23 protein-coding genes are annotated in these 25,029 nt (G+C 44.5%); 16 read left to right on the top strand and 7 right to left on the bottom strand.

The window, feature by feature from the left end:
* Positions 1-53: 53 nt before the first annotated feature.
* A complete protein-coding gene (locus C9I89_RS04070) occupies positions 54-1,385 on the bottom strand; it encodes a serine/threonine protein kinase (protein ID WP_107282081.1) in 1,332 nt (443 codons plus the stop codon).
* A gap of 380 nt (positions 1,386-1,765) precedes the next feature.
* Between C9I89_RS04070 and mog the strand changes: the two genes are divergently transcribed.
* On the top strand, positions 1,766-2,299 hold the full coding sequence (mog, locus tag C9I89_RS04065; RefSeq protein ID WP_107282080.1) for a molybdopterin adenylyltransferase: 534 nt from the start codon (positions 1,766-1,768) through the stop codon (positions 2,297-2,299).
* 108 nt (positions 2,300-2,407) lie between these two features.
* The gene (locus tag C9I89_RS04060) at positions 2,408-3,178 is read left to right on the top strand and encodes a lipid-binding SYLF domain-containing protein (RefSeq protein ID WP_107282311.1); all 771 of its coding nucleotides are present in this window, start codon (positions 2,408-2,410) and stop codon (positions 3,176-3,178) included.
* 116 nt (positions 3,179-3,294) lie between these two features.
* Here C9I89_RS04060 and C9I89_RS04055 read toward each other — a convergent pair whose 3' ends face one another.
* Both C9I89_RS04055 and C9I89_RS04050 read right to left on the bottom strand, forming a co-directional pair.
* Positions 3,295-4,452, bottom strand: coding sequence for an AI-2E family transporter (locus C9I89_RS04055; RefSeq protein WP_107282079.1), 1,158 nt, complete (start codon positions 4,450-4,452; stop codon positions 3,295-3,297).
* An 11-nt stretch (positions 4,453-4,463) separates the two neighbouring features.
* Positions 4,464-5,123, bottom strand: coding sequence for a potassium channel family protein (locus C9I89_RS04050; protein ID WP_107282078.1), 660 nt, complete (start codon positions 5,121-5,123; stop codon positions 4,464-4,466).
* Between the two features lie 237 nt (positions 5,124-5,360).
* Here C9I89_RS04050 and C9I89_RS04045 point away from each other — a divergent pair, with 237 nt between their 5' ends.
* A complete protein-coding gene (locus C9I89_RS04045) occupies positions 5,361-6,380 on the top strand; it encodes an adenosine deaminase (RefSeq protein ID WP_107282077.1) in 1,020 nt (339 codons plus the stop codon).
* 78 nt (positions 6,381-6,458) lie between these two features.
* Here the strand turns inward: C9I89_RS04045 and C9I89_RS04040 are convergent, their stop codons facing one another.
* Positions 6,459-7,046, bottom strand: a complete 588-nt coding sequence (locus C9I89_RS04040; protein ID WP_245905395.1) for a hypothetical protein — start codon at positions 7,044-7,046, stop codon at positions 6,459-6,461.
* A gap of 340 nt (positions 7,047-7,386) precedes the next feature.
* Here C9I89_RS04040 and C9I89_RS04035 point away from each other — a divergent pair, with 340 nt between their 5' ends.
* The 10 genes from C9I89_RS04035 (at position 7,387) to C9I89_RS03990 (ending at position 18,371) form a co-directional block, all read left to right on the top strand.
* Positions 7,387-8,565, top strand: a complete 1,179-nt coding sequence (locus C9I89_RS04035) for a LuxE/PaaK family acyltransferase (protein ID WP_107282075.1) — start codon at positions 7,387-7,389, stop codon at positions 8,563-8,565.
* 54 nt (positions 8,566-8,619) lie between these two features.
* A complete protein-coding gene (locus tag C9I89_RS04030; RefSeq protein ID WP_107282074.1) occupies positions 8,620-8,982 on the top strand; it encodes an iron-sulfur cluster assembly scaffold protein in 363 nt (120 codons plus the stop codon).
* A complete protein-coding gene (locus C9I89_RS04025) occupies positions 8,979-10,184 on the top strand; it encodes a cysteine desulfurase family protein (RefSeq protein WP_107282073.1) in 1,206 nt (401 codons plus the stop codon). Before C9I89_RS04030 ends, C9I89_RS04025 begins: the two co-directional genes overlap by 4 nt.
* Positions 10,174-11,886, top strand: a complete 1,713-nt coding sequence (locus C9I89_RS04020; protein ID WP_107282072.1) for a fatty acyl-AMP ligase — start codon at positions 10,174-10,176, stop codon at positions 11,884-11,886. Before C9I89_RS04025 ends, C9I89_RS04020 begins: the two co-directional genes overlap by 11 nt.
* A gap of 22 nt (positions 11,887-11,908) precedes the next feature.
* Positions 11,909-12,154 carry an acyl carrier protein gene (locus tag C9I89_RS04015; RefSeq protein WP_107282071.1) on the top strand — a complete coding sequence of 82 codons (246 nt, stop codon included), beginning with the start codon at positions 11,909-11,911 and terminating at the stop codon, positions 12,152-12,154.
* Between the two features lie 108 nt (positions 12,155-12,262).
* Positions 12,263-14,587 carry an efflux RND transporter permease subunit gene (locus C9I89_RS04010; protein WP_107282070.1) on the top strand — a complete coding sequence of 775 codons (2,325 nt, stop codon included), beginning with the start codon at positions 12,263-12,265 and terminating at the stop codon, positions 14,585-14,587.
* Complete coding sequence (locus tag C9I89_RS04005) at positions 14,584-15,396, top strand: outer membrane lipoprotein-sorting protein (protein WP_107282069.1); 813 nt, start codon at positions 14,584-14,586, stop codon at positions 15,394-15,396. Before C9I89_RS04010 ends, C9I89_RS04005 begins: the two co-directional genes overlap by 4 nt.
* 2 nt (positions 15,397-15,398) lie before the next feature.
* Positions 15,399-16,583, top strand: a complete 1,185-nt coding sequence (locus C9I89_RS04000; RefSeq protein ID WP_107282068.1) for a hypothetical protein — start codon at positions 15,399-15,401, stop codon at positions 16,581-16,583.
* Positions 16,584-16,729: 146 nt separating this feature from the next.
* Positions 16,730-17,632: a helix-turn-helix domain-containing protein gene (locus C9I89_RS03995; protein WP_107282067.1), complete on the top strand. Its 903-nt coding sequence runs from the start codon at positions 16,730-16,732 to the stop codon at positions 17,630-17,632.
* A 253-nt stretch (positions 17,633-17,885) separates the two neighbouring features.
* The gene (locus C9I89_RS03990) at positions 17,886-18,371 is read left to right on the top strand and encodes a glutathione peroxidase (protein WP_425440402.1); all 486 of its coding nucleotides are present in this window, start codon (positions 17,886-17,888) and stop codon (positions 18,369-18,371) included.
* Positions 18,372-18,390: 19 nt separating this feature from the next.
* Here C9I89_RS03990 and C9I89_RS03985 read toward each other — a convergent pair whose 3' ends face one another.
* Positions 18,391-19,350, bottom strand: a complete 960-nt coding sequence (locus tag C9I89_RS03985; protein WP_107282065.1) for a CHAD domain-containing protein — start codon at positions 19,348-19,350, stop codon at positions 18,391-18,393.
* A 231-nt stretch (positions 19,351-19,581) separates the two neighbouring features.
* Here C9I89_RS03985 and hppD point away from each other — a divergent pair, with 231 nt between their 5' ends.
* Positions 19,582-20,658 carry a 4-hydroxyphenylpyruvate dioxygenase gene (gene hppD, locus C9I89_RS03980; protein WP_107282064.1) on the top strand — a complete coding sequence of 359 codons (1,077 nt, stop codon included), beginning with the start codon at positions 19,582-19,584 and terminating at the stop codon, positions 20,656-20,658.
* Positions 20,659-20,720: 62 nt separating this feature from the next.
* Here the strand turns inward: hppD and C9I89_RS03975 are convergent, their stop codons facing one another.
* Positions 20,721-21,170, bottom strand: coding sequence for a hypothetical protein (locus tag C9I89_RS03975; protein ID WP_107282063.1), 450 nt, complete (start codon positions 21,168-21,170; stop codon positions 20,721-20,723).
* Positions 21,171-22,308: 1,138 nt separating this feature from the next.
* Positions 22,309-23,370: a Preprotein translocase subunit SecY gene (locus tag C9I89_RS03970; RefSeq protein ID WP_107282062.1), complete on the bottom strand. Its 1,062-nt coding sequence runs from the start codon at positions 23,368-23,370 to the stop codon at positions 22,309-22,311.
* A 384-nt stretch (positions 23,371-23,754) separates the two neighbouring features.
* Here C9I89_RS03970 and C9I89_RS03965 point away from each other — a divergent pair, with 384 nt between their 5' ends.
* Positions 23,755-24,207 (top strand): acyl-CoA thioesterase, encoded by a 453-nt coding sequence (locus tag C9I89_RS03965; RefSeq protein ID WP_107282061.1) that lies wholly within the window; start codon positions 23,755-23,757, stop codon positions 24,205-24,207.
* A 239-nt stretch (positions 24,208-24,446) separates the two neighbouring features.
* Entirely contained in the window at positions 24,447-24,875 is a 429-nt protein-coding gene (locus tag C9I89_RS03960) for a CopL family metal-binding regulatory protein (protein ID WP_107282060.1), read from the top strand.
* Positions 24,876-25,029 lie beyond the last annotated feature (154 nt).

Raw genomic sequence — 25,029 nt, 5'->3', positions numbered from 1 at the left:
TGTCGTTTCCTAACCAGGTTTACGTTGTTGTTGTTGTTGTTGTTGTTGTTGCATCAATTATGTTTTGCTTGTGACTGAGGAGTCATCATTGCGAGCAGCATTTTTTGTTTTAATTCGACCGGTAAGTCGGGGTTACTGAGAACCCGCCGTCGAGTCAGTTCCAACATACGTTCCATGGAAAGCGCGTTATTTTCAGGCCCCTTGCCATGATAAAGCAGAGAAGTCATTTCGTAGACCATGTCTTCGGCAACCGCTTTTTCTGTGATCAGTTGTTGATTGGCTTTAGTCAGTAAATGAATGAAGAGAATAACAGCGCAGAGACTGATGCCTGCTAAGCACGAACTTACCGGATGGCGCTGCAAAAAGCGTTTCGCCACATAGCTTTTTTGATGAGATCGCATTTCAATAGGTTGCTTGCAAAGAATGTTGCGTAAATCGTCGGCAAGCGCCTGGGCCGAGCTGTATCTTTTCTCGGCCTGATCTTGGGTGGCACGCTGAATGATCAGGGCTAAGTCGGCGGCAGGAGATTTTTCATTCTTTAATAACAGCCATTCGGCCAGCTTTCCTAACGAATAGATGTCACTCTGGCTCGTCAGGTATTCACCTTCAAGTTGCTCCGGACTGGCAAACAGACGGCTAAACGCCACAATATTTTGCTGATCATCAGGACTGTTTTTGACTCGCTGTCCGAGATTGAAATCGAGTAGTTTGGGTTTGATATTGACATCGATCAGAATGTTTTCAGGTTTCAGATCAGCATGGATGACCTGAAACTGGTGAGCATGGTGAACCGCCTGACAAATATCGATCAGTAACTGCACCCTTTGTTTTAGAGGGAGTGGATGCTGAGCTAAATATTTCTGCAGATCGATACCGTCGACTTTTTCCATCACTATGTATGAGTAGAGATCCTGGTGGATCCCACCGTCATAGACTTTAGCGATATAGGGGTGGTTCAAACGTGCGAGCATTTGTGCTTCGCGATAGATTAGTTCTTTACCCGAAAATGGAAACAGGGAAGGCTGAAGAAACTTGATCGCGACTGCCTGCTCAAATGTTCCATCATTGCGGATCCCGGCATAAACGACTCCCATTCCTCCTTGTCCTAGTGGGTGGGTAAGTCGATATTTCCCTATTTGCTGATCGCATAATTGATGAATAGGGGTTTCATTCACCAATTCATTTGCGCTATGACTGAATAAATTAAGCCATGACTGTTCACGATGAAGACTCTGTTTATCAGCCCGGAAAAGTTGGATGATTTGATGATATTTTGACGGAGACGTCGATTTTAACTCGTTAAGATAGATTTGTTGCTCTTGCTCGGTTAAATCCAACAAATCATAAAAAAGTTCAGTGGTTCCAATGCTGAAATCTGTATTCATGTGCCGACTGATATCATTTGTCTATTTGTGGGTGTGGTTTTATTTATATGTCTGATGATTGCAAATTTACCTCTTTTATACAATAGCTTAGAGTGGTAAAGCTATCATTTGTAAAAAAATTTTGAAATTGAGGGTGTCAAGTTTGTAAGCGATTGGTTTATATTTGTGGTATTCAAGAAATGATGTTTTTAATTGATTGATATTATTATCTTGAGCCAGCCTCTTTAACCTCTTGCCGTTATTCCTTAAACTTGCATCTCAAATCATTCAAACACGTTTTTTGATACTTCTATGCTGCCTATCTCAGATTCGAAATCGACAGGTATGGGCGTAGGAGCTGAAATTGACATGCAAGGCCATCAGGGTCTGAGGGATAACACATGAGCAAAGCGAAAATCGGTATTGTGACAGTCAGTGACCGTGCAAGTGCGGGCGTTTACGAAGATATTTCTGGTCTGGCGATTATCGATACTTTGAATGACTATCTGACGTCACCTTGGGAGCCAGTGTATGAAGTGATCCCGGATGAGCAAGATGTGATTGAAGCAACATTGATCAAAATGGCCGATGAGCAGAACTGCAGCCTGATTGTGACAACTGGTGGTACTGGTCCGGCAAAGCGCGATGTGACACCGGAAGCAACCGAAGCGGTATGTGATCGTATGATGCCAGGTTTTGGCGAACTCATGCGCGCTGAATCACTGAAGTTTGTACCGACGGCAATTCTGTCTCGTCAGACAGCGGGTCTTCGCGGCAATAGCCTGATTGTAAACCTGCCGGGTAAGCCGAAATCTATCCGTGAGTGTCTGGATGCGGTTTTTCCTGCTATACCTTATTGTATCGACCTGATGGAAGGCCCATACTTTGAGTGTAATGAGGAAGTTATTAAGCCATTCCGTCCAAAGCAGAAGTAATACCAACCGGGTTAATTCCTTTCTTTTCAGGTTTAACTTCTCTTTTTGAGTCACTTTGATACCGATAGCCATTTATCTGGCTATCGGCCTTACAAAGAGGGTGCTGCTGTGAAATACCGAGCCGTTGTTGTTGCGCTGAGTCTGTTCGTTTTGCCTGCCCATGCGAGTTGGGAAAAGTTTAAGGAAACAGCGTCAGATATTGGCACTAAAGTCAGCGAAAGTAGTAAACAAGCCTGGGAAAGTGTATCGGACTTCTCTAAAGAAACATGGGATTCAGTGTCCGATTGGGGGGAAGACGCATTTAATACTGCCGGTGAGTGGACCGACAGTTCTATTGAAACAGGTAAGGAATGGCTTGATGCCGGTGAGGCCAAACTAGATGAAATGCTAAAACCGGAGACGCCAGCCGAAGCTCGCGAAGCACTAAATATCATGGCCGATACTGCTTTGGTTCGGTTGTTCAATGAACAGCCTTCAGCAAAGTTATTGTTTGATGCAGCCTACGGTTATGCGGTGTTCGATTCTCGTCAATTCTCATTGCTGCTTCATACCAATCAGGGGGCGGGGGTTGCGATAAATCGTAAAACAAACAGCCATACTTATATGAAGATGTTCGGGGCAGGATTGGCCGCGGGCTTTGGTGGCAAGTTTTATCAGCAAGTGATCTTTTTTGAAGATCAAAAGACCTTTGACAGTTTTGCAGGTGAAGGCTGGGAAGCAACATCAGAGATGGGTGTCGTTGCGGGTACTGAAAGTGCTGAGTTAACCGCTAAATACAACGGTGGAATGGCAATCTACCAGATTGGTGCAAAAGGGCTGTTGATCGATGCCAATATTTCAGGGTCGAAATACTGGATAGATACCGATCTGACAGAATAAATGAAGATGCTGATGAAAGACCAGCTCAATTAATTCTAATGAAAAGGCTTGAAGTAATCTGTCAAGCTGTTGTTTTTAAAGTTTTTTTGCCGTTTAGTGATTATCCCTACTGGTCATTAGAGTTTTGGTGGTAATGAAGCCCCTTCAGATAATGGTGGCTGATCTGTCGCGTTTGCTTGTTCTTTGGATTCAGTGGCTGATTCAGACTCGTGCATCCATGTAATGAACAGCTGATACCAGATCGCCAGAACGACCGGCCCTATAAACAATCCCAGAAGACCGGATACTATCATGCCGCCAATAGCACCGATTAAGATCACCGGCATGGGAATATCCAAACCGCGGCCCATTAGCAGGGGTTTTAAGAAATTGTCACTTAACCCGGCTAACAGACTCCAAACAGTAAAAATGGTCGCGGTTGTTGTATCGTGAATGGAATAGACATAAGCAATAACGGGTGCGACCACAAGTAAAGCGGGCAGCTGAGCGATTGCCAGTAATAATACTAATACGGTGACTAATCCGGCTGCCGGTAATCCAATCGCAAATACCCCGATACCGACCAAAAGAGCCTGAATACAGGCAACCCCAACAACCCCTAGCAATACACTCCGGATAGTTGCAGTGCAGAGTGATGTCCATTCAGCACCGCTATTGCCTGCAATCCGTATCGAAAGGGCGTTAATTGATTGGGAAATACTGCTGGCGTGAGCCATAAACGCAGCTGAAATAAAGAGAGAGATAACAAACATTAGCACACTGACAATACTGCTACCCACGAGCGAGGCTAACGCAGTAATACCAGAAGTAAGCTGAGGGAGAAAACGGGTAAAAGCTTTCTCCAAATTTGTTGAAAACAGCTGCCAGATATCGAAGAGCTGCTGTCCGATGATAGGGACCTCTGCCACTTTCTCAGTCGGACCGGGGATTTTAAATGTGCCTGAACTAATCGTAGTACTGATCCCTTCAATAGCTTCGATGAGCGAGATAGTGAACAAGACAAACGGCACGACGAATAACGTTATACCAATGAGTGCGATCATCGTAGCGGCAAGCCCACGCCTGCCTTTAAACAGGGCCTCAAGTTTTAAGGTCAGAGGCATCAGGGCAACGGCGATGATTGCCCCCCATAAAACGGGGATCAGAAAGGGTTTGACGATACCAAATGACCATACAATTAAGATGAAAAGCAGGCCGACCCGAATTGCTGATTCGACAATATTATTGACGAAGAATTGGCTCTGCTTTTTATAATCGAATTGATGCTGTTCCATAACGTGCCTCGTTATTGATTCAGTGTGCTCTGCCGCGCATTGACCAGGCTGGAGACGACGATGGCCATATAAAATACGCCGGCAATGGCTTCAAGATAGACTACCACTTGAGCCATCGGTGATACCGGGCTGATGTCGCCATACCCGAGAGTGGTCAGGGTAACAAAACTAAAGTAGGCCGCCGTTGAGAAGTTATCACCCCAGGGGGCAGGTTCGATGCCTTTAATGGCATAGGGCGAAAATTCAATAATAAGTAGATAAGCCATAGCCCAGATGAGGCCCAGTAATAAAAAAAGGGCGACAGAACCGATGATCTTGTTGCCGTCAATCGCGCCGGTAAACAAGATCTGCCGAGCCGTCGATTTAAAAGTACCAGCGAAAAAAATCAGTACTAATGTCATCATGACAGTGTTAGTGGCCGTCAGGTTTAGGAAATTATGGACCAGGATGGTGGCAACCATACAGGCGCTGATGATCAGAAGGAATCGATACCAGTTTTGATCTATTTTCAGACTGATTAAGCAGACCAGAAAAACCACGATAATGAAAAATTGCACTAAGTAATCAAGAAGCCCTTCAGGTAATACCTGAGTAAGAGAGGGTGCGATCAATAAAGTAATGAGAGAAAAGGTAAGATAGTAAAAATTATTTGTTTTGGTAATTAGAGTCATTGCTGGTTACTTACCATTCAGTTGAGCCATTGAAAAATACGACCAATAAAGACAAGCTTAGAACATGGCGGAAGGAAGAGAAGATAATACCTCATTGCCTATCGTTTTTAATCTATTTTATTAAAATCACAGTTAGCGTCACTCCTTCTTTTGTTTGTTTTAGCTACACTATTGTTAATCAAATTAATCTTATAGCTGTCTTTGTTGCCTGAGATTGCATGAGTGAGAGGGAAGAGTATGGATGGATTTATCAAAACCTTGCCTAAGGTCGAACTGCATCTTCATATCGAAGGAACATTAGAGCCTGAACTGATGTTCGAACTGGCACTGCGAAACAAAATACAATTACCCTATCAGAATGTGGAACAGGTACGCCAGGCGTATGAGTTTGACGATCTGCAGTCATTTCTTGAGCTTTATTATCAAGGCGCTCAGGTACTGCAAACGGAGAGAGATTTTTATGATTTGACGTGGGCGTACTTGCAACGCTGTAAAATGGATCACGTTGTTCACACTGAGATTTTTTTTGATCCGCAAACGCATACCGCGCGTGGAATTTCATTTGATTCCATTATTAATGGTATTACTCGAGCGCTGCAACATGGCAGAGAGCAATTAGAGATCAGCAGCCATCTTATCATGTGTTTCTTACGCCACCTGAGCGAACAAGATGCCATTGAAACCTTGCAGCAGGCATTACCCTACAAAGATCAAATTATTGGGGTCGGGCTGGATTCATCCGAGCAGGGACACCCGCCGGCTAAATTTCGTCATGTGTTTGAGCAAGCAAGAGAGCTGGGCTTTCTTACTGTAGCCCATGCAGGTGAAGAGGGGCCTGCCAGTAATATCTGGGATGGGATTAACATACTCCATATCGCGCGTATTGACCATGGCGTGCGCTGTGCTGAGGATGGATCATTGGTGAGGCTCCTTGCGAAAACCCGCATTCCATTGACGGTGTGCCCGTTGTCGAACGTAAAGCTCAAGGTCTTTCCCACCATGGCCGAGCATAATGTGGTCAAGCTACTGCGCGAAGGTTTGTGTGTCACTATTAATTCCGATGATCCAGCCTATTTCGGCGGGTATATGACGGATAATTATCTTGCCGTTGCCCATGCCCTTAATGCTTCCAAGTTGGAAATGGCGCAGTTCAGCAAAAATGCCATTGAAGCCAGTTTTCTTGATGCCCGGCAAAAAGCAGAATTACAGCAGCGGCTTCAGCATTATATGGATCAACAGTTCAAACCGATTTTGTGAAACCAGGAAAAGTTACCCCACAATAGGCTGAGCTAAATCCATAAGCTGAGCACTTGAGATGGTTTGGGTAGACATTGATTACCTTAGCCATTTTTTGATTGTTTCGAGCAGGGTTGCAGATTGCCTGCTTTTGCGAGCCTGTTTTACCCCGACATAATAAGCCTGCATAAAGCCGGAACGTATCTGCTCGGCGGATTGTGTCTTTGAATAATCAGCGTCTGACACAATTAGGCTGTCGGGCATCAGTGTCTGCGCGATCTGTTCGGCATGATCATTGGCATAGCTGAAATCGATGCCAGTATACCCCTGCACCATAAACCACACCGTAGCGATCACTTTTAACCGCTGGCTATCTGTTGCCACAAATTTATCTGCTTGCTCTGCTCCGACAGTGTCTTCGAAAACCTGCTTCATATTCTGCAGGCTCTGACTCTTCTGTTTATAGTCTTCGACGGCTTCGCTCTGGGCCTTGGTCATAACACCAAGCAGTAAATGATGTTGTGATTTGTCAGGCTTCTGCTGGCAAACAGAGACAAAAAATGGAGAACACACTGCGATAAATTGGTCCAGTTCACCGCGTTCTTGTTCGCTAAAGGGAAGGTCATGTAATCCCATGACGCTTAATTCATTCAGTAAGTCAGGCATGATGCTAATTATTAAGTACATTAATCTGATCGCAGTATACGGAATTTATACTGGAAAAGCAGAGTCTGGTGCAAATTGATTTTGTGCTGTTTTACCTGGTTGAAACAATCAAGTGTTTATGGGGGCGCACTGCAATGGTGCGGTTTTTCTTTTATCCCTGTTTTGATTGTCCTTTCTATAATCCATTGAGATCAAACTTAATGCGATCAGAATCGCATTGAGAATTAATGGCTTAGTGTTTTGACTTCACATTTTCATAATATAGCCAGTTTATTCAAGCCATAAAAAAACTGCCTTTGTATGTTACCTCAAATTAACTTTGACCGGGAGAACCCGGTATTTAGCAAACAAAGGAACCAATATGGGTATCGAAGCTATCTACAACAGTATTAAAGAGCAGGGTGGTGACCCGGTAAAATGGGCTATCACAGATTTAGGATTACTGTTCTCACTGCCCTTGGAAAAACAGCAGCAGCTTAAAGCACTCTTGATAAAAGATAGCTTTAACTATCACTATGAGCACAATAATTTTTATCGTCAGCAGTGTGATGAGAAAGGTGTCACTCCGGATGATATTCAAGATTTCGATGATCTGATTAAGATCCCGGTTATTCCTGTTAATGCGTTTAAATCGGCTGATAGCCATAAGTTATTGACCAAGCCGCTTAATGCGATCGAGCACGAAATGCGTTCGACGGGTACCAGCGGGATCCCCAGTGTTTCTCGTCGCTGTGATGAAACCATGGATAATGCCGTGATCGGCATTTATGCAATGTACCGCGAGATGTTCGCACTCTCTAAAGGGGCTGGGTTGTGTATTTGTCCATCGACGGAAGAAATTCCAGAGATGGGGATGATCAAAGCCTTCAATTTTTTGACTGGGTTGCTCGACACCCACCGTTTTGTTGTCAAAGAAGAGCGTTTTTCTCCGGAAGAAGCCATTGAACAACTCGCTCAGTGGCAGGGTAAATTTACGCGTCACTTAATTGGTCCTCCTTTCCTTATTCATCGCTTGATCAGCTATTTGCGAGCGACAGATACCCGTTTAAAACTGGATAAAGACAGTATGATTATTACCCTGGGCGGTTGGAAACGTTTTACTGGCCAGATGATTTCCCGTACTGAATTTAACGCAGAAATTGAAACCTATCTTGGTATTCCGGCAAGTAATATTCGTGATATGTACGGTTTGGTTGAAGCCAACGTTATCGTCATTGAAGACGAGCATAATCAAAAACACGTTCCCCCTTATATTCATTTTTCGGTACGAGATCCAAAAGACTTAAGTAAAGAAGTTGCAGATGGTGAAACCGGACAGCTGGTGATCCTTGACCCTCTTGCGCGTTCAACCCCTGGAATGCTACTGACTGAAGATCTGATTTATTTACGTAAGGATGATACGGCGTCGACACGCAACAGTCAGCGGATGCAGTATGTGATGCGAGCTCCAAATGCCAAAGAGTTTGGCTGCTGTGCGGTCAACTTAGAAAGCAAAATGGCCAGCGATGAAGCTGAGCAGCAGTGCCCGGTCGCTCAATAAGCTCATTGAAGATCATGTCTATTGATTAAGGAAAATCACGCGAAGAGGTAACTTATGTTTAATGAGGTCATTGTAGATAATTTTAGTAATCCGAGCCATCAGGGAGAGGTTGATTCTGCGCAAGCAAACCTGAAGCTTGGCAATCCTGTTTGCGGAGATACGGTCAATATCAGTTTGCAGTTCGAATCAGCAGATACCGTCAGCGAGGCAAAATTTCAGGCGTGGGGATGTGCTACTTCGCTGGCGATGGCGAATGTGTTTTGTCGCTATGTAGAAGGGCGAAAACTAACCGAGATAAAAGAGGTCGAAGCTGATTTCATCACATCACTATTGGGGGAGCTTGAACCATCTCAGCACCACTGTCTGGAAATGCTCAATGAGTTATTCGACCAATGCAGATCGCTGGAGGTTGCATGAGTTTAGGTTATTTTGACTACAATGCGACCACGCCATTATCAGATGGTGTTCAGCAAGCTGTGCAGGAAGCGATGCAGATTTTCGCTAATCCTTCTGCGCGCTATCAGAAAAGTCAGCAAGCGAAACAGTTAATACAATCTGCCAGAATTGGCATGGGTAATTTGTTGGGTTGCGCAGCGGACGAGATCCTTTTTACCTCGGGTGGGACGGAAAGTAATAACCTTGCTATACGCAGCGTACTTGATCGCTTTCCCTCTAATCATCTGGCGCAGCAGCATGTTATTACCACCGCGATGGAACACCCGTCAGTTTTGGAATTGCTCCGTTGGTATCAAGCGGAGTATGGCTTGCAAGTTAGCTACATCAAACCTGATTATGAGGGGCGAGTTTCAGTTGAGGCCATTAATACCGCCATCACAGCACAAACGTGCTTGATCAGCTTAATGGCCATCAACAATGAAACTGGAACGATTCAACCTTTCGAAGCAGTTGCTGAACTTGCCCGTCAGCATGGTATCCATTGTCATATCGATGCTGTTCAGGCGGTTGGGAAAATTCCGTTAAATTGCCATGAGCTCGGTGTCCACACATTGGCGTTTTCTGGCCATAAGTTTCATTCACCCAAAGGGATTGGTGGATTGTTTTGCCATTCTGGCTGTACGCTTGCTCCGCTGTTTCATGGCGGTGGACAAGAGGGCGGTCTGCGCAGTGGTACAGAAAATACATTAGGACTCTCCGGTCTGGCAACAGCGGCGAACGAATGCTATGAACACCTTGAACAGCAATTTCGCCATTACGAAAAGCTTCGTTGCTTGGCGCTCAATTCCCTTCGCCAACATCAGGTTGCTTTCACCTGTAATGGTGCAACTACTGATATTCATCAAGCTCCTTGGACATTAAATATCAGCCTGAAGGGAATAAGGGCTGAGTCGCTTGCTGCAAGGTTGGATCTCTGTCACAACATCTCCGTCTCTCTGGGCTCTGCATGCAATAACAATAAAACTCAGCGTCGTTCTCACGTACTGACAGCTATGGGGCTCAGTGATCAGCAAATTGACAGCGCTATTCGTATTAGTTTTGGGCGCTTTACCTTACCTGAAGATATAGATCACCTTGCTGCAGCTATTGCTAGCGAAGTGCAAGTACTTTTACGGATGGCTCCTGCTCGCCGACAGGAACAGGAGAGTGTTTATGAAAGTTGATCAAGCAAGCACGATCATGGCGTGCGTGGAGCACTATGCACAAGTTCAGCCTGACTCTCCGGCATACCGTTTTTTACCAAAAGGACGGGGACAGCAGCAGGTGCTGAGTTATCAGCAGCTACATGATCGCGCTCAGAAGCTTGCCTGCCATTTAATCGCTCGTCAGTTACGCCATGAACGCGCGATTTTGCTGTTTCCGGCCGGATTGGAATTCATGGTCGCGCTGTTTGGATGCTTTCATGCCGGCACCGTCGCGATACCTTCTAATCTCTCTCGTAACAGCCAGCATATTCAGCGCCTGAAAGGGATTATTGATGATGCGAAAGCGGCTGTCATTTTGACAACGCCAGAGCTCGAGGCTGGCTTGAAAGCACAGCTTGATCGCCATGATATTACCTTTATTACCGTCTCGGATCAGCAGTCAGAAACTGATGCACCTGATGTGATTTTCGAATCACCACAAGCCAGTGATCTGGCTTTTATTCAGTATACCTCGGGCTCAACCTCGGCACCGAAAGGAGTGATGGTTGATCATCACAACCTGATTTCAAATATCATTGCAATTAGAGATACCTTTGGCACCCACGAAAAAATCACCATCGGTGGCTGGATCCCCCAATTTCATGATATGGGCTTAATTGGCCATATTCTTCATGCAGCTGCTGTTGGTGGGCATTATGTGTTTATGTCCCCACTTACGTTCATCCAGCGCCCTTTGCGCTGGTTGCAACTGATGGACAATTTTAAGTGTGAATTGTCGACGGCACCGAATTTTGCATATGATCTATGTGTTAAGAAAATTACACCCGAACAGATCGCAAATCTGAATTTAAGCCATTGGCAGTGGGCAGGGAATGGTGCTGAACCCGTACAGGCAGAAACGATTGAGGCGTTCTGTACAACATTTGCCGAAGCCGGGTTAAAACCCACAGTCATGACCCCGTGTTATGGCATGGCGGAAACCACGCTGATGGTCTCCTCTTCAACGAATCATCACTTGCCTGAGTGTTATACGGTTTGCGCCGAAAGTTTAAGTCGGGGACTGCTGCAAGAAACCACGGTTAGCAACGTTCCAACCCAGATATTGGTTGGTTGTGGGACAGTTGCAGCAAACCATCAGGTTCTTATTGTTGAGCCTGATAGCTGCCAGGTACTTAAGGATGGTCAGATCGGGGAGATCTGGGTGAAAGGCCCGAGCGTGGCAAAAGGTTATTGGAACAAACCGGAAAAAACGCGTCAGGATTTTGCCGCTTACACCTGCTGTGGAGAAGGGCCATATTTGCGTACCGGAGATATCGGCACGTTATGGCAGCAGCAGTTGGTATTATCTGGCCGGCTTAAAGATCTGATCATTATCTGCGGGCGAAACCTCTATCCGCAAGATCTTGAGCGGAGTCTCTCTTCGGCTTCCCCTCTGGTCCGTCTAAATAAAGCGGCGGCTTTTACAGTCAACCAACAGCTTATTTTGGTTCAGGAGTTAGAGAAAGGGACAGAAAAGCATCCTGACTTCTCAACGTTGAAAAATCTACTGAACCGTCAAATAACGGCCGAATACAACGTAATTGTGCATGACATCGTCTTTATTCGAGCCAACAGCTTACCCATGACATCAAGTGGAAAAGTGCAGCGCAGTCTGTGCAGTAAGTTATATGAACAGCAACAGCTTCAAGTCGTGCGTACGGCCGTGGCGGCATTAGCATAACCAATTATTCAAGGAAGGAATTATGGATCAATTGATAACTGACTGGTTAACAGAATACCTGTCACCGTATTTTAAAGCGAATGATCTTGCTGTAGATATCAACACTTCATTTGACACTCTCGGACTTGATTCTGTCACCCGCGTTGAAATGATCGGTGCGTTGGAAGAAGCCTTTGGGCTGGATCTGGATCCGGTTCTGGGCTTTGAATATCCGACGATCAAGTCGCTAAAACAGCAAATCATTGCGCAGGAAGTGACTCATGCCTAGCAGTGAAGTACACCCCGGAAAGCCCGCCCCCCAACATACGCCATATATCATTGTCGGTGTCGGGCAAGCAGGACTCTCTGTTGCCTATCAACTAACTTCGGAGATCATATGACGGTCTGGCTGAGATTACTTTCCTCTCTAAAGAATATACGCAGGCTGACTTTTATTAGCCTGTTTATCTGCTTTATGGCGATGAGCGGGCTGACAAAACTCACCATGGTGAGTGATTATCGTATTTTCTTCGATAGTGATAACCCTGAACTGATGACCTATGAAAGCATTCAGCAACAGTATCTGAGCAGCGATAATGTCCTGCTGATGTTAATTCCGCCGGAAGGACAAGATGCGCTGTCTGAGCAAGGCTTGGCATTACAATTGTGGTTAACGGATCAGGCTTGGCTACTGCCTTTCGTTACCCGGGTTGATAGCTTGCCAAATTTTCCACGCACGCAAGTTGATGGGGATGATCTTTATATAGAAGAATTGTTACAGCAAGCTGATCAGATCAACCCCAGCTTGGTGGCAGAGCTCAAAGCGTTTGTGACGCAAGAGATCCAGCTAACGGATCAGCTTGTGGATCGACAGGGGCATTTCTCGGCACTAAATTTAACCGTTCAATTGCCTGGTAATAATCCAAAGGAAGAGACGTTGCAGGTTGCAGCGGGTATCAAAAAACTGGTTGCGGAAGCGAAGCTGGATTGGCCTGAGTACCGTCTCTACAGCACCGGAACCGTGATGCTTAACAATGCCTTTTTTGAGGCGGCGAAAGCAGATTTTATCTCTCTCATCCCAGTGATGTTACTGGGCATTATCATCGCGGCGAGTCTGTTGCTGCGTAGCTGGCTTGCGATGCTAAGCCTCACTACGGTGATGTCACTATCGATTGCGGCGGCATTGGGAATGTCAGCACACCTTGGTATGGCTCTGTCTGCTCCTACAGTATCTGTCCCCATAATTCTGGCGACGATCAGCGTGGCTTCTTCTGTTCATCTGCTGGCGGCGATTCAGCGTCAGCAGGGTGAACCGCTGTTGCGCTTGCAACATGCGCTAAAGAAAACCCTGGCCCCTATTACGCTAACTAATTTGACGACAATTATTGGTTTTTTGTCGATGAATTTCAGTGACTCACCACCATTCAGAGATTTAGGTAACATGGTGGCATTAGGGGTGTTTTTCTCATGGGTGTTAACATTGTCCGTTATTCCGTGCCTGTTACTCCACTTACCAATGATCAGTAATTCGGCACCGCAAACCGTGGAAGTGATGATGTCTTGGCTGGGTAATGCTGTCAGCCGACACTACCGAAAAATACTCTTATTCGGATTGCCCGTCACCATCGGCCTTTCGCTGTTTGCTTTTAGCAATGTTCCTAATGATGATTTTGTCGACTACTTTGACCATTCTGTACCATTCCGTCAGCAAACAGACTTTATTAATGACAATTTAACTGGTATTTACAGCTTGGAGTTTTCGGTTGAAACCAGTGAGATCAATGGCATGTTACATCCAGACCGGCTGAAAACGATTGAACAATTCAGCCTATGGTTACGTGAGCAACCTGAGGTTACAGCGGTTGTTACGATCACCGATGTTCTGAAAGATATACGTCAGAACATGCATCAGGGCGATCCGGATCAATACTTATTACCAGACAGCCAGCAAGAAACGGCCCAGTACATTTTGTTGTACGAGATGTCTTTGCCTTTTGGTAAGTCACTCAATGATCGTATCAATATGGATAAGTCTGCAACCCGTATTACAGCACGCTTGATGAATCTTGACAGCATTGGTATGAAAGCGTTTGAAACCCGGGCGTTGGCTTTTTGGCAAAGCAGTAATAGGGATCCATCCGTGTCACTCCAATACTCATCACCAACATTGATGTTCTCCCATATTGGGGTGAAAAATACCCAAAGTCTGATTGAAGGGGGATTACTGGCACTGGTACTGATCTCACTATTGCTGATAGCCATCTTTCGCTCCTTATTTTTCGGGATCTTCAGTGCAATTCCTAATCTGTTACCGGTGATGCTGGCGTTTGGGGCCTGGGGACTATTCAGCGGTGAGATTTCAATGGGGCTGGCTAGCGTGAGCTCGATGGTTATTGGGATTGTAGTGGATGATACGGTTCATTTTCTTCATCATTTTCGGCGTTATAGACAGCAGTGTGCTATTGAATTGGCAGTAAAAAAAACCATGGTCGCCATTGGCCCTGCCATGATCATCAGTTCACTGGTTCTTACTTTGGGATTTCTAATGCTATCGTTCTCAAGTTTTGATAAGAATGCGGCGATGGGGCTGTTGACCGCACTGACGATAGTGCTGGCCGTTGTCGCGGATTTATTGTTGCTTCCGGCGTTGCTTATCTGGCTTGATAAAATGTTTCTTCGTCGTTCACCAGTTTCTCAACACGCAACAGGAGGTTCGTTATGAGTTACGCTAAATCAATAATCAAGGTTTCATTATTCTCGCTTGTGCTTGGGGGAACGTTTAAATGTTTTCCTCTTATTGCAGCCGAACTCCCCTTGGATGGATATCGCATTGCAGCGCGTGCAGAGCTTAATAAAGATGGTTTTAATGATCATAGTGCCAATGTCACGATGATTCTACGCAATGCTGCAGGAGATACATCGCAGCGCGAAATGATCATTGATACCCTTGAGCAGAAAGATGATGGTGACAAGGTACTCATTACCTTTCTCACGCCCGGAGATCTTAAAGGCACAAGCTTGCTCAATTACACCCACCGAGCCAAAGATGACGAGCGCTGGTTGTATTTACCTGTACTTAAACGGGTAAAGCGCATTGCTTCTAAGAATAAATCAGGCCCATTCATGGGAAGTGAATTCGCCTATGAAGATCTGTCATCAGTTGAAGTTAATAAATACGATTATCGTTTCCTGCGAGAAGAAAACCTGGATGGGCAAGCTGCCTATGTTGTTGAAAGGACTCCTAATGATCTGTATACCGGATATAAAAGCCAGCAGGTATGGTATGGCAAGGAAGCGTTGCGGATACTTAAAATTGAATACTATGACCGCAAAAATAGTCTGCTAAAAACACAGCGAAATAAAGACTTTAAGCTCTTTGAACAACAATATTGGTATCCGATGACGATATCTATGGTCAATCATCAGACCCAGCAGTCGACAGAATTGATTTACAACCAGTTCAAACTTAATCAACAGCTTGACGATAAGCTCTTTCACCCAGCCCAGTTAAAACGTAACCGGAGGCAGTGAAAGTGAAACGAATCCTACTTGCTATGTTGGTGACAGGGATAGCAAACACGGGGATTAACGACGCATCTGCGACCCCCGAGCTACAAGGACAATACACGCTGTTGGCTTCTGAACGTTGGTTTGAAAACTCAGCGGTTCCAACGGAACAGCAAAGTTACCCGGCTGTTGCCGCAGAAGCTGAGGTATTTCTGTTCTACGACAATAGCGAATGGGTGTTTCAGCCATTAATTCAATATCAGCCTGAAGATGGTTCGAACTGGCATGGTGATTTACGTCAGTTCCTCTGGCGTTATTATGGGGAGACACTGACCTTTAATATTGGTTTTCAACAGTTTTTCTGGGGAAGTCTGGAAACGGCGAACCCAGTTAATGAGCTTAACCAATGGGATATGCGAACCGGGCTTGAAAAGTATGATCGTCTCGGAATGCCAGCGGTAACGGTGAGCCAACTGACAGATGAAGGAGAACTGACGTTCATTGCCCTGCCCGGGTTTAGGGAGAGGGAGTTTTTAGATCCCCCCTCTCGTCCTAATTATCCTTTTTCAGTCGAGGGTGATTCGCAATATGAATCATCGAAGGAAAGCAAAAGGCTGGATTTAGCACTGCGTTGGTATGGCTTGGTCGGCGAGTCCGATGTCGGGCTGGCGGCATTCAGTGGCATCCGACGCTCGCCTCTGGTTAAGCAAGAGAATGGACGTTACTTTCCTTTTTACCCCTTGACGCATTATATTGCGGCAGATGTCAGTTATGCTTCTGGCAACTGGCTGTGGAAAACGGAAGCAATGCTGGGCTATGAACAGAAAGACGACTATCAGGTACTGGCTGCGGGAGCCGAATATACGTTGACGGGCGTTTTTTCAAGCCGTTGGGATCTCGGTCTTATTGCTGAAAACTATTATGACAGCCGAGATGCGTATACTCCCGGATGGTGGCAGAACGATCTGGCTGTTGGTATGCGCTTGAGCGCCAATAATACCGCCAGCAGTGAGCTGAAATTATTGTTAGCCTATGACTGGAAATACCACACTCAGCAGGCCAAGCTGGAGTTCACAACACGATTAACTGAAAAGTTGCAGCTGAACGTATTGGGTTATGGAACAGAGGCAACTCCGCAAGATACCGGCTTGTTATTGCTCGATGATGATAACCATCTAAAAATCACCGTTAAATATTATTTACCCATATAAATATTGGGAAGTATTTTCCAAAACGACTGATAATTTATTTATTATCAGCCATTGCTGTAATTTCCTCTATACAATCATTTTCATATTGTTAGGGCTGAGTTATATGATAGCGCTATCGTTTCAATTATGGTTTGGGATAGAGCATCATGGACTGTTCTGTAAACCGTCAGCGAAGGCAGCTTCGCCCGGTTGGCAGGCGTATCCATGGCTGGATGAGGATAACGGTGATGGCAGCAGAGGGAACGTCCTCAGATAAAGAAAAAAAAATGGTACTGGATATTTACCATGATGAGGGTATTTCCCTTATCGCCAGCCATAATTTAACCAACGAATGGCACAAACACATTTGTTTGCAGTTATCGTTATCAATGCATAGTCAGGCATTGCAGCTTGATACTGAAGATGGCAGCATTTATGCTCATGGCCTTATTATTACATCAAACTATTCCCATCGTTTGCATACGGATAATCAGTGCTGCCTGACGCTACTGATTGACCTTTTTCATCCAGAGGCGCATAGATTGCAACATTTGGTAGAATCGGCACCATACAAAACACTGAACTTACATCAAACAGATCGGCTGATCCCCTTGCTTACGCGGGCATTAGCCGACCGTGCTCCACTTGCGATTGCTCAGATAGCCAATATTCTGGCCAGCAGTGATGAGTGTTATTGTAAGCCTGATAACCGAATATATAAGACAACGTTGTTGCTGGATAGACTTGAAATAAAAAAGATCTCTTCACGGGATGTCGCAGAATTGGTGTGCTTGTCAGAAGGTCGATTTTTACATCTGTTTAAATCAAAGGTCGGCACTAATTTTCGACGTTATTTATTGTGGAAACGGTTACAGGACGCAATAAAAGGGGTCGCAAGTAAAACATCGCTGACCGACATTGCCAACCGAACCGGATTTTCAGATAGCGCCCACTTCAGCCGAACATGCAAAGAAATGTATGGCCTGGCACCGTCGACAATTCGCTTAGCGTGTGTTGATGATGAGAAAAAGGCAAATAATGATGAGGTAAGCTGTACCTTGTGTAATTAATATTATTGTTGACCGTTGATTCTGTATTGAGGTTACTTGGATATATAGATATGAATATTTGTCGTCATCGAGTGAGATAATTGCAGAGGTAGAGCAAATATTCTACTTAGGTCTGAAAATGATAACTTTTCAGTGTATAACATTAACTTGAATAACATTGTATTAAGCTAGTGTTACGCCAGATGGAATGGATAGCTAACCGGGGCCATATTGTAACTATTCGCCCTATGCTCAAGAGCCTAATAGGAGATGCATGATGACAAGTTTTTATGAACTTTCCGCCAATAACATTCGTGGTGAAAACGTATCGATGAGCGATTTCGCCGGTAAGGTGGTGCTGGTGGTCAATACCGCCAGTGAGTGTGGTCTGACGCCGCAATATCAAGGGCTGCAAGATCTGTATGCCAAGTATAAAGATCAGGGATTAGTGGTTTTAGGTTTCCCGTGCAATCAATTTGGCGGGCAAGAGCCGGGCGAGAATCAACAAATAGCAGAAATGTGTCAGATTAATTATGGTGTCGAATTTCCCATGTTCGAAAAGGTGGATGTGAATGGCCATGACAGCCATGAGATTTTTAAGTATCTGACCCAGGCTTTGCCAGGCACACTTGGGAAAAATGTGAAGTGGAACTTTACCAAGTTTCTGATCGGCCGGGATGGCAAGCCGTTAAAGCGTTATGCTCCAACGAAGAAGCCGGAATCACTGGAAGCCGATCTTGTACGACAGCTCAAGCGTTAACCAACGCATGGTATGGCGCTCATCGGTATAAGGATTGATAGCTGTCAATGTTTTGCTGATCGGCAAAATCGATGAGCTGCTGAATAATCTGATTTTTTGCCGTAATTTGTTGCTTTTCAGTAATGGCTAGTAATCGTTCAACGGCCAGGTACGGATGGCTGTTCGGTTTTCTTGTGGCCAGATAACCGGCTAAAAACAGCTGTTGTATCGATGAATCATTAAACTCACCAAGCAGATCCTGTAACTGCTTTAAGGTCGTGATTTGTTTTTTTACCTGCTTGGCCGGAAACAGTGGCAAGAAAAATTCGAGCAGGTATCTCAGTTTTTTACACTCAATGCGCAGCTGGTGAAATTTGCTATCCGGGCTGTCAGTACTTATTGCCCGGCTGAGCATCAGTACTTTCTGAGCGCGCTTCCAAATAACCTTTGGACCAAATTGCTGGCAGCATATTTGTCCCGCTTCGGTAGGGGCTTGGGAGAGCCTTTCAATAAGTTCGTTGACTTGTTTGCACTGCTGTTTGTAATTGTCTGTTTTCATCCATTGTTTTAACTCCTTAAAAGCCTTGCTCCGCTTGTTTTGCATGTCGTCAAAAAAGCGTGCTAGCCCCTGATGATGCTTGTGTTCCAGCCAGCCATAGTAGTCATCCATCTTATGAAGATAGACATCTAAATCACGTAGCAGATTGGTTTTTTGCATCATCCTTTTTAATGTAATCGCCAGCATCTCGCTCTGCTCTGGCTGAAAAAGCCCGTTCAGCAGGCTGATAATAGCCCGACTGCGACGCAGGGAAACTCGGTATTGATGTAAGAATTCATCATCATCATCCCTCAATAATCCGGCTTCATGCTGGCGAGCGTAGTGAAATTCGGTGATCAGGAAAGAATAGGTAGGAAGATAAATGTCTGTTTTCGCATCAAGATTAATCTTGTCTTTTTTTCGTTTTGGAAATTTTAGCTTATCTCTTTTTGTGACGTTCATTGTTTCCTCCTTACTATTAAATCTAGTACCAGTTGACCCAGAATTTGATTAATTCGGCAGGAATTCAATACCCAAGTTATCTATCGGGATAAGAATGGCAGTTGATCCCCATTGGCAAGCATGCTTTACAAATGCTACTTACATTTTTGTTACATCGCTTTCGTCTTGAACTTCTCATCTATTACTCATTAGTGCTAGTTCTATTAGTAGTCACGAATTGAGGAAAAAGAGATGAAAAACCCACGCTTTAATCCAATGGGAACGGATGGCTTTGAGTTTGTTGAATATACCGCGCCAACCTCTAAGGGGATCGCGAATTTGAAAAGCCTGTTTCGATTAATGGGTTTTGCTGAAATTGCGAAACACAAACATAAAGCTGTTTGGCTGTACCGGCAGGGTGATATTAATTTTATCGTTAATGGTGAAACACATTGCCAGGCAGAAGGGTTCGCCTGTCTTCACGGTGCGAGTGTGAATGCGATGGCATTTCGCGTGGCAGACTCGAGCCAGGCACTGGCTTATGCCGTTAAAGGGGGGGCAACAGCGTGTGCACCGCAGGCAGGCCCGATGGAGCTGAATATTCCCGCAATTTATGGTATCGGCGAATCGTTAATTTATCTGGTTGATCGCTTTGGCGAGCACGATATCTACGAGATCGATTTTGATTATTATCCTGACTATAAGCATAAATTAGCTGATTTAGATGCCGGGTTAGAAGTTATCGATCATCTCACGCACAATGTTCAGCGTGGCAACATGGATTTATGGTCAAACTTCTATGAAAAAATTGCCAATTTTCATGAAATTCGCCACTTCGATATCAAGGGAAAGGTGACCGGATTGTTATCGCGGGCGATGACAGCCCCTTGCGGAAAAATCCGTATCCCAATTAATGAATCCCATGATGATAAATCACAAATTGCCGAGTACCTTAATAAATACAATGGGGAAGGGATTCAGCATATCGCCCTGAGTACCCGGGATATCTACAGCACGGTGAGAAAGCTTAAAGAAGGCGGGTTGCGATTTATGGATACGCCTGATACCTATTACGAAGGGATCAATCAGCGCGTACAAGGCCATGAAGAGGATGTAGAGAAGCTCAATGAGTTGAAGATCCTCATAGATGGTGACGATACGGGCATTTTGCTGCAGATTTTTACTGATACTGTGATTGGTCCGGTTTTCTTCGAAATTATCCAGCGTAAAGGTAACCAGGGCTTTGGCGAAGGTAACTTCCAGGCTCTGTTTGAATCTATTGAGTTAGATCAGATCCGTCGTGGTGTTTTGGATGCGACTGATCCGTAAGTGCTTCCATTAAGTCTATACCCAAACAGCATCTTGAACTGGTTTGGGTATAACCACTGATCTTAGAATCTAATTTGCGAGTCCAGAGTAACGACAGCGTTGTAATTTTTGGCATCGATTAAACCGACAGGTACTATTCCTAAGTTTAAGCTGAACTGGGTCATGGGTAACACTTTCAGATAGGGTTGGGCTAATGGAACAACATCCATGCCTGACTCTTCTTTATATCCGGTCGCACCACCTAAGCGAATGCCGAAACCCAAGTATGGGTTCACGTCGTACTCGAAGGCCTTGTATACAGCAATACTTTGGCGACTGTAACTGTTCTTGAAGCTTATAACGCCGTACCCGGCATATTCAGCGCCAATGCCAAGGTTTGACTCATTCAGTTTAACGCATTGGTCATTTGCGCAGAAAAAATGTTTACTTGCCAGCGGGATTGTCACGCGAAAGTCACTGGCACTAGCCGGAACAGCAGCAAAGGCGAGTAATATCGCTAATGCTATTTTCATTATGTTTTCCTGTTATTTTATAAAATTAGATACTCATTGCGCACCAAAACACCTTAAAGGCATAACCTTTAATGAACTGTTGTTTTGATAGCATTATTTTTAATTCAGAGAGTTAGCGGTAGATTATAAAACCGTTCAATCGTTTAGTTTATCGTTATGCTATATCCATTAAGTCGTGAAAAATATGGCTAAATCTCCGTTATCCAATGACAAATAGAAACAACTCCGTCATGCAGTGAGGTAATTGTTTATATATATCGTTTTTGTCGGCCAATATAGGCAATTTATCGCTCTGGATATTGTCTTTATTATTTCTTAGCCAAGTTGAGTTAATAACTGGACATCTAGGATCTAGCGTTAATACTAAAGAATAAATCTGGAGCTTATTGTGTTGATTTTAAATGGTTTTAACTGCTTTTATTTGTTTGTGATGTCTCTCCGCTGCTGTTGTTCTTATTTGCTCTGAAATGCCGACGTTCCTCTTTGGCACAGCACATAATGGCCAAAAACTACACTTAGTCAAATAGCTTTGTTAAAAAATGAGCGATAAAAACATTCTCAAAAATGAGAAATATAACAAATTAGTAAGATAACTTTTTGAGACTGAAAAGATTTATATTTAAAATTAAGTTCAGTATTTCTAATTAATAGAACAGCATATTTTTCAACGGTAATAAAAGCAATGAAACACTAGGCATAATAATTTCACTTATAACATATTGATAGTAGATTTTTCCGCTTAAGGTTATTTCTGTAAAAGAGACATTAAAATAGCGTGATATTAAAGTTTTTACTCTTGTCGGGATTTTTAGTCACTGTGAGGCTCTCTGAATTATCGCTGAAATCGCGCAAAGGTTAAGAGGATGAGTGTAACGAACCTGTTGACTATAGTCAGTCAGCATTTTGGCAACCAAAGGTTAACAACAATAATGATGAAACGAATAAAAAATTGGTTGGTACTGAAATTACCCCGACCTGATGACGATTGGAGCACTGATTTCATTTCAGAATATTTTTAATACCAATGAATTGAATTCAGAGGGTATTAAGAAAAAAACACCGAACGTATTCACGTTCGGTGTTTTACTGTACTTCTATGCGTAAGGTATGAACCTGCTAGCGATGAATCAGGAGGGAATTAGCATTCTGCCACGCCATGCCATTGATAATGGTTATTGGGTTTTTTACTGACAAAGCCTTCATCCAGTAGCTTTTTGAAAATCTCGTCGACTTCCTCACTGTTTGTTTTCAAAAAGCGAGTCATCGCGCGTTTACTGCAGTTTACCTGATTCTGGCTAAGCGCCTCAATTGCTTGCTCATAGATGCTTTTAGGCTCTTCGGGCTCCTGTGCTTCAGCGATAACAGGATCATCAATCTCGCTGGTGCCAAATTCCGAACGGTTTATCTGGTGGGTCAGCAACTCAGGATCGCGATGTTCTGCACGATTGTAGGCGTCAATCGTGATCGGATTCAGGCGACGAAATTGATTCCGAAAACGCAGCTCTTCACCAATAAGTCCAACAAAAAAGGCCGCGAAAAAATCAAGCAGTACCGATAGAAAGACCACCAGGCCCAGCTGAGCAGTCTGGGTCTGAATATTCAGCGACTTCGCCAGACTGTCGATCAGGCCTAGCACCGAGCCCTGGCTGACGACGGGCAAACTATCGCGCTCTGTGGCCAACTCTTGCTGCTGCAGGCGTAACTTATCATTGGCTTTTTGAATACGTGTCACCCCGGTGGCGATACGTTCCATCTGAATATATTTCTCGGCGGCAACATTATTGAGTTCAATTTGCTTCTCGATGGCATCGATCTGCATGTTGTAGGTGTTTACCTTACTCTGCTGAACATTAACGTGGTTCTGAGCCTTGTTCGTGGCGCTATTTATGCCACCGACAGAGCCGCCAATCGAGATGGCGGCCAATACCGCATAAAAAGCAAAGGCAGAGAATGCGCCGGCGTAATGGCGACGGGCTTTACGTTCGCCGACTTCATACCAGGCAAAAAACTTACCCAGCTCAAAAATCACCGCGAGGCCACCGAACAGCACCTGCATCAGCGGATCATCATCAATTGACAGGAAGAGAAGCAAAGAGAAGACAATGGACGCGAGAATAGACGCGCCGGTGAAGCTGTAAACCGTCCACATCGCGAACGTCCCTTTCGGGTATCTTACGGGTAAATTCTGGTTGTAAAGCATAAAAGAGTATCTGTGTCGATGAGCGCAATGCACATTAGCTTGTCAGCGATGCCGCCAAGCAAAATAAAGGGACGGCAAGGATACCCTAAAAAACAGGCTGAGCCCTTATAAAACGTGGCTTCGCAAGATTTATCGATGAAAATTCACACGCCGCTTTCATAACTGTTTAATACTTAAGCATTCGTTGTTTGCAAGCTCTTCAATAACAATGTTTGCGTGCTACAGGTTGCGAGTAATTGGCTGCGGTGAAGTGCTGAATTCCAAGAAAGCTGGGTTACAATGAAAACAGGCCTGTTGCAAAAGTGTTAAGTTGGAGCTAGGTTAATTACTCTAATGCATATCAAGCATAGCAATTTTACTTAAAAAAAAGCGACGGGAGCAAATATGGACGACATGCTGAAAGATTATCCGGTGATCACCGAAATTCCTGTTGCCTGGGGGGAGATGGACGCCCTGAATCATGTTAATAACGTCGTTTACTTTCGCTATTTTGAAACCGCCAGGATCGATTATTTCAATAAAGTTGCTTTGATGGCAGAAATGAAGCAAACAGGAGTGGGGCCGATATTGAGTGAAACCACCTGTCGTTACAAGCTGCCCGTTACCTTCCCTGATACTTTATACGTTGGTTCTCGCATCTCTAAGATTAAAGCAGACAGGTTTACGATGACTTATGAAATTGTCAGCAAGAAGCTCGGCAGAACTACAACGATCGGTTGTGCTGAAGTGGTGATGTTTGACTTTAAAAAGAATGAAAAAGCCAAGTTGTCGCAACACCTGCTTGATACCATTTCATCAATAGAAGGGAAGGGGTTGATTGAGCAAGAACTGGTTTGATTTAACAACTTCGCTTGCTATTAATATGCCGAAATGAATATAAGTCATGCCTATATGCTGGCTGGGAGGGCTTGTAGTTGAATCAGCAGAAGAGTGGTGGTTTTGCAGATTTTAGAATTGTAGCCATAGTTTAAAAGTGTTCACTTAATGCGACTAAGCTGAAAAGTATATGAAAACTTATTGACCTTACCCCTGCTGGAAGCTTTATAGTTTCAGTGTACTCACTTGGATGAAGAAAGATGGCTCACACAGGCTCCCGATACAATTTGGTTGCTTTGATATTGTTTTTGATAGCTGCTCTGTTATCAAATGCAGTCGTGGCTGCGCGTTTCTCATCTGGCATGGTACACGTCTCTTCTGCTTCTATGAGTCAGATGACTCACGAAAATGCCTCTATGGCTGACATGGACTGCCATGGTCAAAAGCACCACTCAGAAAATAACGAACTTGCACAGGCCAGCCAGATGCCGGTGGATTGTGGTTCTGACACTGATAACAGTGCATTTGATCAATGCTGCAGTCAGCCGTTATGTATGAGCGTTATGGGGTATTTACCGCCATCAGCTTTTACGATCCCCTTATCGTTTAATCCCCCCCAAGCTGCCCTTAGCGGTCTTTTTGAGCGGCGTCAGCGTATCGAATCACTGTTCCGTCCCCCAATCGCATAACTCTAATCCAATTATTTCGACCAATTGCACCGGTTGCTTATATCTGTATCTGCCACTTAACATCTTGGCATAACTGTCTTTATCGAGTCAGTAATACAGCTGCACGACAGCACCCAAAGTGGATTGGTTATTTGTTAGCAATTACTTCATGTAA

This window comes from Photobacterium lipolyticum (genome assembly GCF_003026475.1).
GTDB lineage: Bacteria > Pseudomonadota > Gammaproteobacteria > Enterobacterales > Vibrionaceae > Photobacterium > Photobacterium lipolyticum.
This window is presented reverse-complemented; position numbering and strand designations above follow the sequence as displayed.

Coding starts and splice junctions, on each gene's coding strand:
- C9I89_RS04070 (WP_107282081.1), bottom strand. CDS start 1,385: ATGAATACAGATTTCAGCATTGGAACCACTGAACTTTTTTATGATTTG.
- mog (WP_107282080.1), top strand. CDS start 1,766: ATGAGCAAAGCGAAAATCGGTATTGTGACAGTCAGTGACCGTGCAAGT.
- C9I89_RS04055 (WP_107282079.1), bottom strand. CDS start 4,452: ATGGAACAGCATCAATTCGATTATAAAAAGCAGAGCCAATTCTTCGTC.
- C9I89_RS04050 (WP_107282078.1), bottom strand. CDS start 5,123: ATGACTCTAATTACCAAAACAAATAATTTTTACTATCTTACCTTTTCT.
- C9I89_RS04045 (WP_107282077.1), top strand. CDS start 5,361: ATGGATGGATTTATCAAAACCTTGCCTAAGGTCGAACTGCATCTTCAT.
- C9I89_RS04040 (WP_245905395.1), bottom strand. CDS start 7,046: ATGTACTTAATAATTAGCATCATGCCTGACTTACTGAATGAATTAAGC.
- C9I89_RS04035 (WP_107282075.1), top strand. CDS start 7,387: ATGGGTATCGAAGCTATCTACAACAGTATTAAAGAGCAGGGTGGTGAC.
- C9I89_RS04030 (WP_107282074.1), top strand. CDS start 8,620: ATGTTTAATGAGGTCATTGTAGATAATTTTAGTAATCCGAGCCATCAG.
- C9I89_RS04025 (WP_107282073.1), top strand. CDS start 8,979: ATGAGTTTAGGTTATTTTGACTACAATGCGACCACGCCATTATCAGAT.
- C9I89_RS04020 (WP_107282072.1), top strand. CDS start 10,174: ATGAAAGTTGATCAAGCAAGCACGATCATGGCGTGCGTGGAGCACTAT.
- C9I89_RS04015 (WP_107282071.1), top strand. CDS start 11,909: ATGGATCAATTGATAACTGACTGGTTAACAGAATACCTGTCACCGTAT.
- C9I89_RS04010 (WP_107282070.1), top strand. CDS start 12,263: ATGACGGTCTGGCTGAGATTACTTTCCTCTCTAAAGAATATACGCAGG.
- C9I89_RS04005 (WP_107282069.1), top strand. CDS start 14,584: ATGAGTTACGCTAAATCAATAATCAAGGTTTCATTATTCTCGCTTGTG.
- C9I89_RS03995 (WP_107282067.1), top strand. CDS start 16,730: ATGGACTGTTCTGTAAACCGTCAGCGAAGGCAGCTTCGCCCGGTTGGC.
- C9I89_RS03990 (WP_425440402.1), top strand. CDS start 17,886: ATGATGACAAGTTTTTATGAACTTTCCGCCAATAACATTCGTGGTGAA.
- C9I89_RS03985 (WP_107282065.1), bottom strand. CDS start 19,350: ATGAACGTCACAAAAAGAGATAAGCTAAAATTTCCAAAACGAAAAAAA.
- hppD (WP_107282064.1), top strand. CDS start 19,582: ATGAAAAACCCACGCTTTAATCCAATGGGAACGGATGGCTTTGAGTTT.
- C9I89_RS03975 (WP_107282063.1), bottom strand. CDS start 21,170: ATGAAAATAGCATTAGCGATATTACTCGCCTTTGCTGCTGTTCCGGCT.
- C9I89_RS03970 (WP_107282062.1), bottom strand. CDS start 23,370: ATGCTTTACAACCAGAATTTACCCGTAAGATACCCGAAAGGGACGTTC.
- C9I89_RS03965 (WP_107282061.1), top strand. CDS start 23,755: ATGGACGACATGCTGAAAGATTATCCGGTGATCACCGAAATTCCTGTT.
- C9I89_RS03960 (WP_107282060.1), top strand. CDS start 24,447: ATGGCTCACACAGGCTCCCGATACAATTTGGTTGCTTTGATATTGTTT.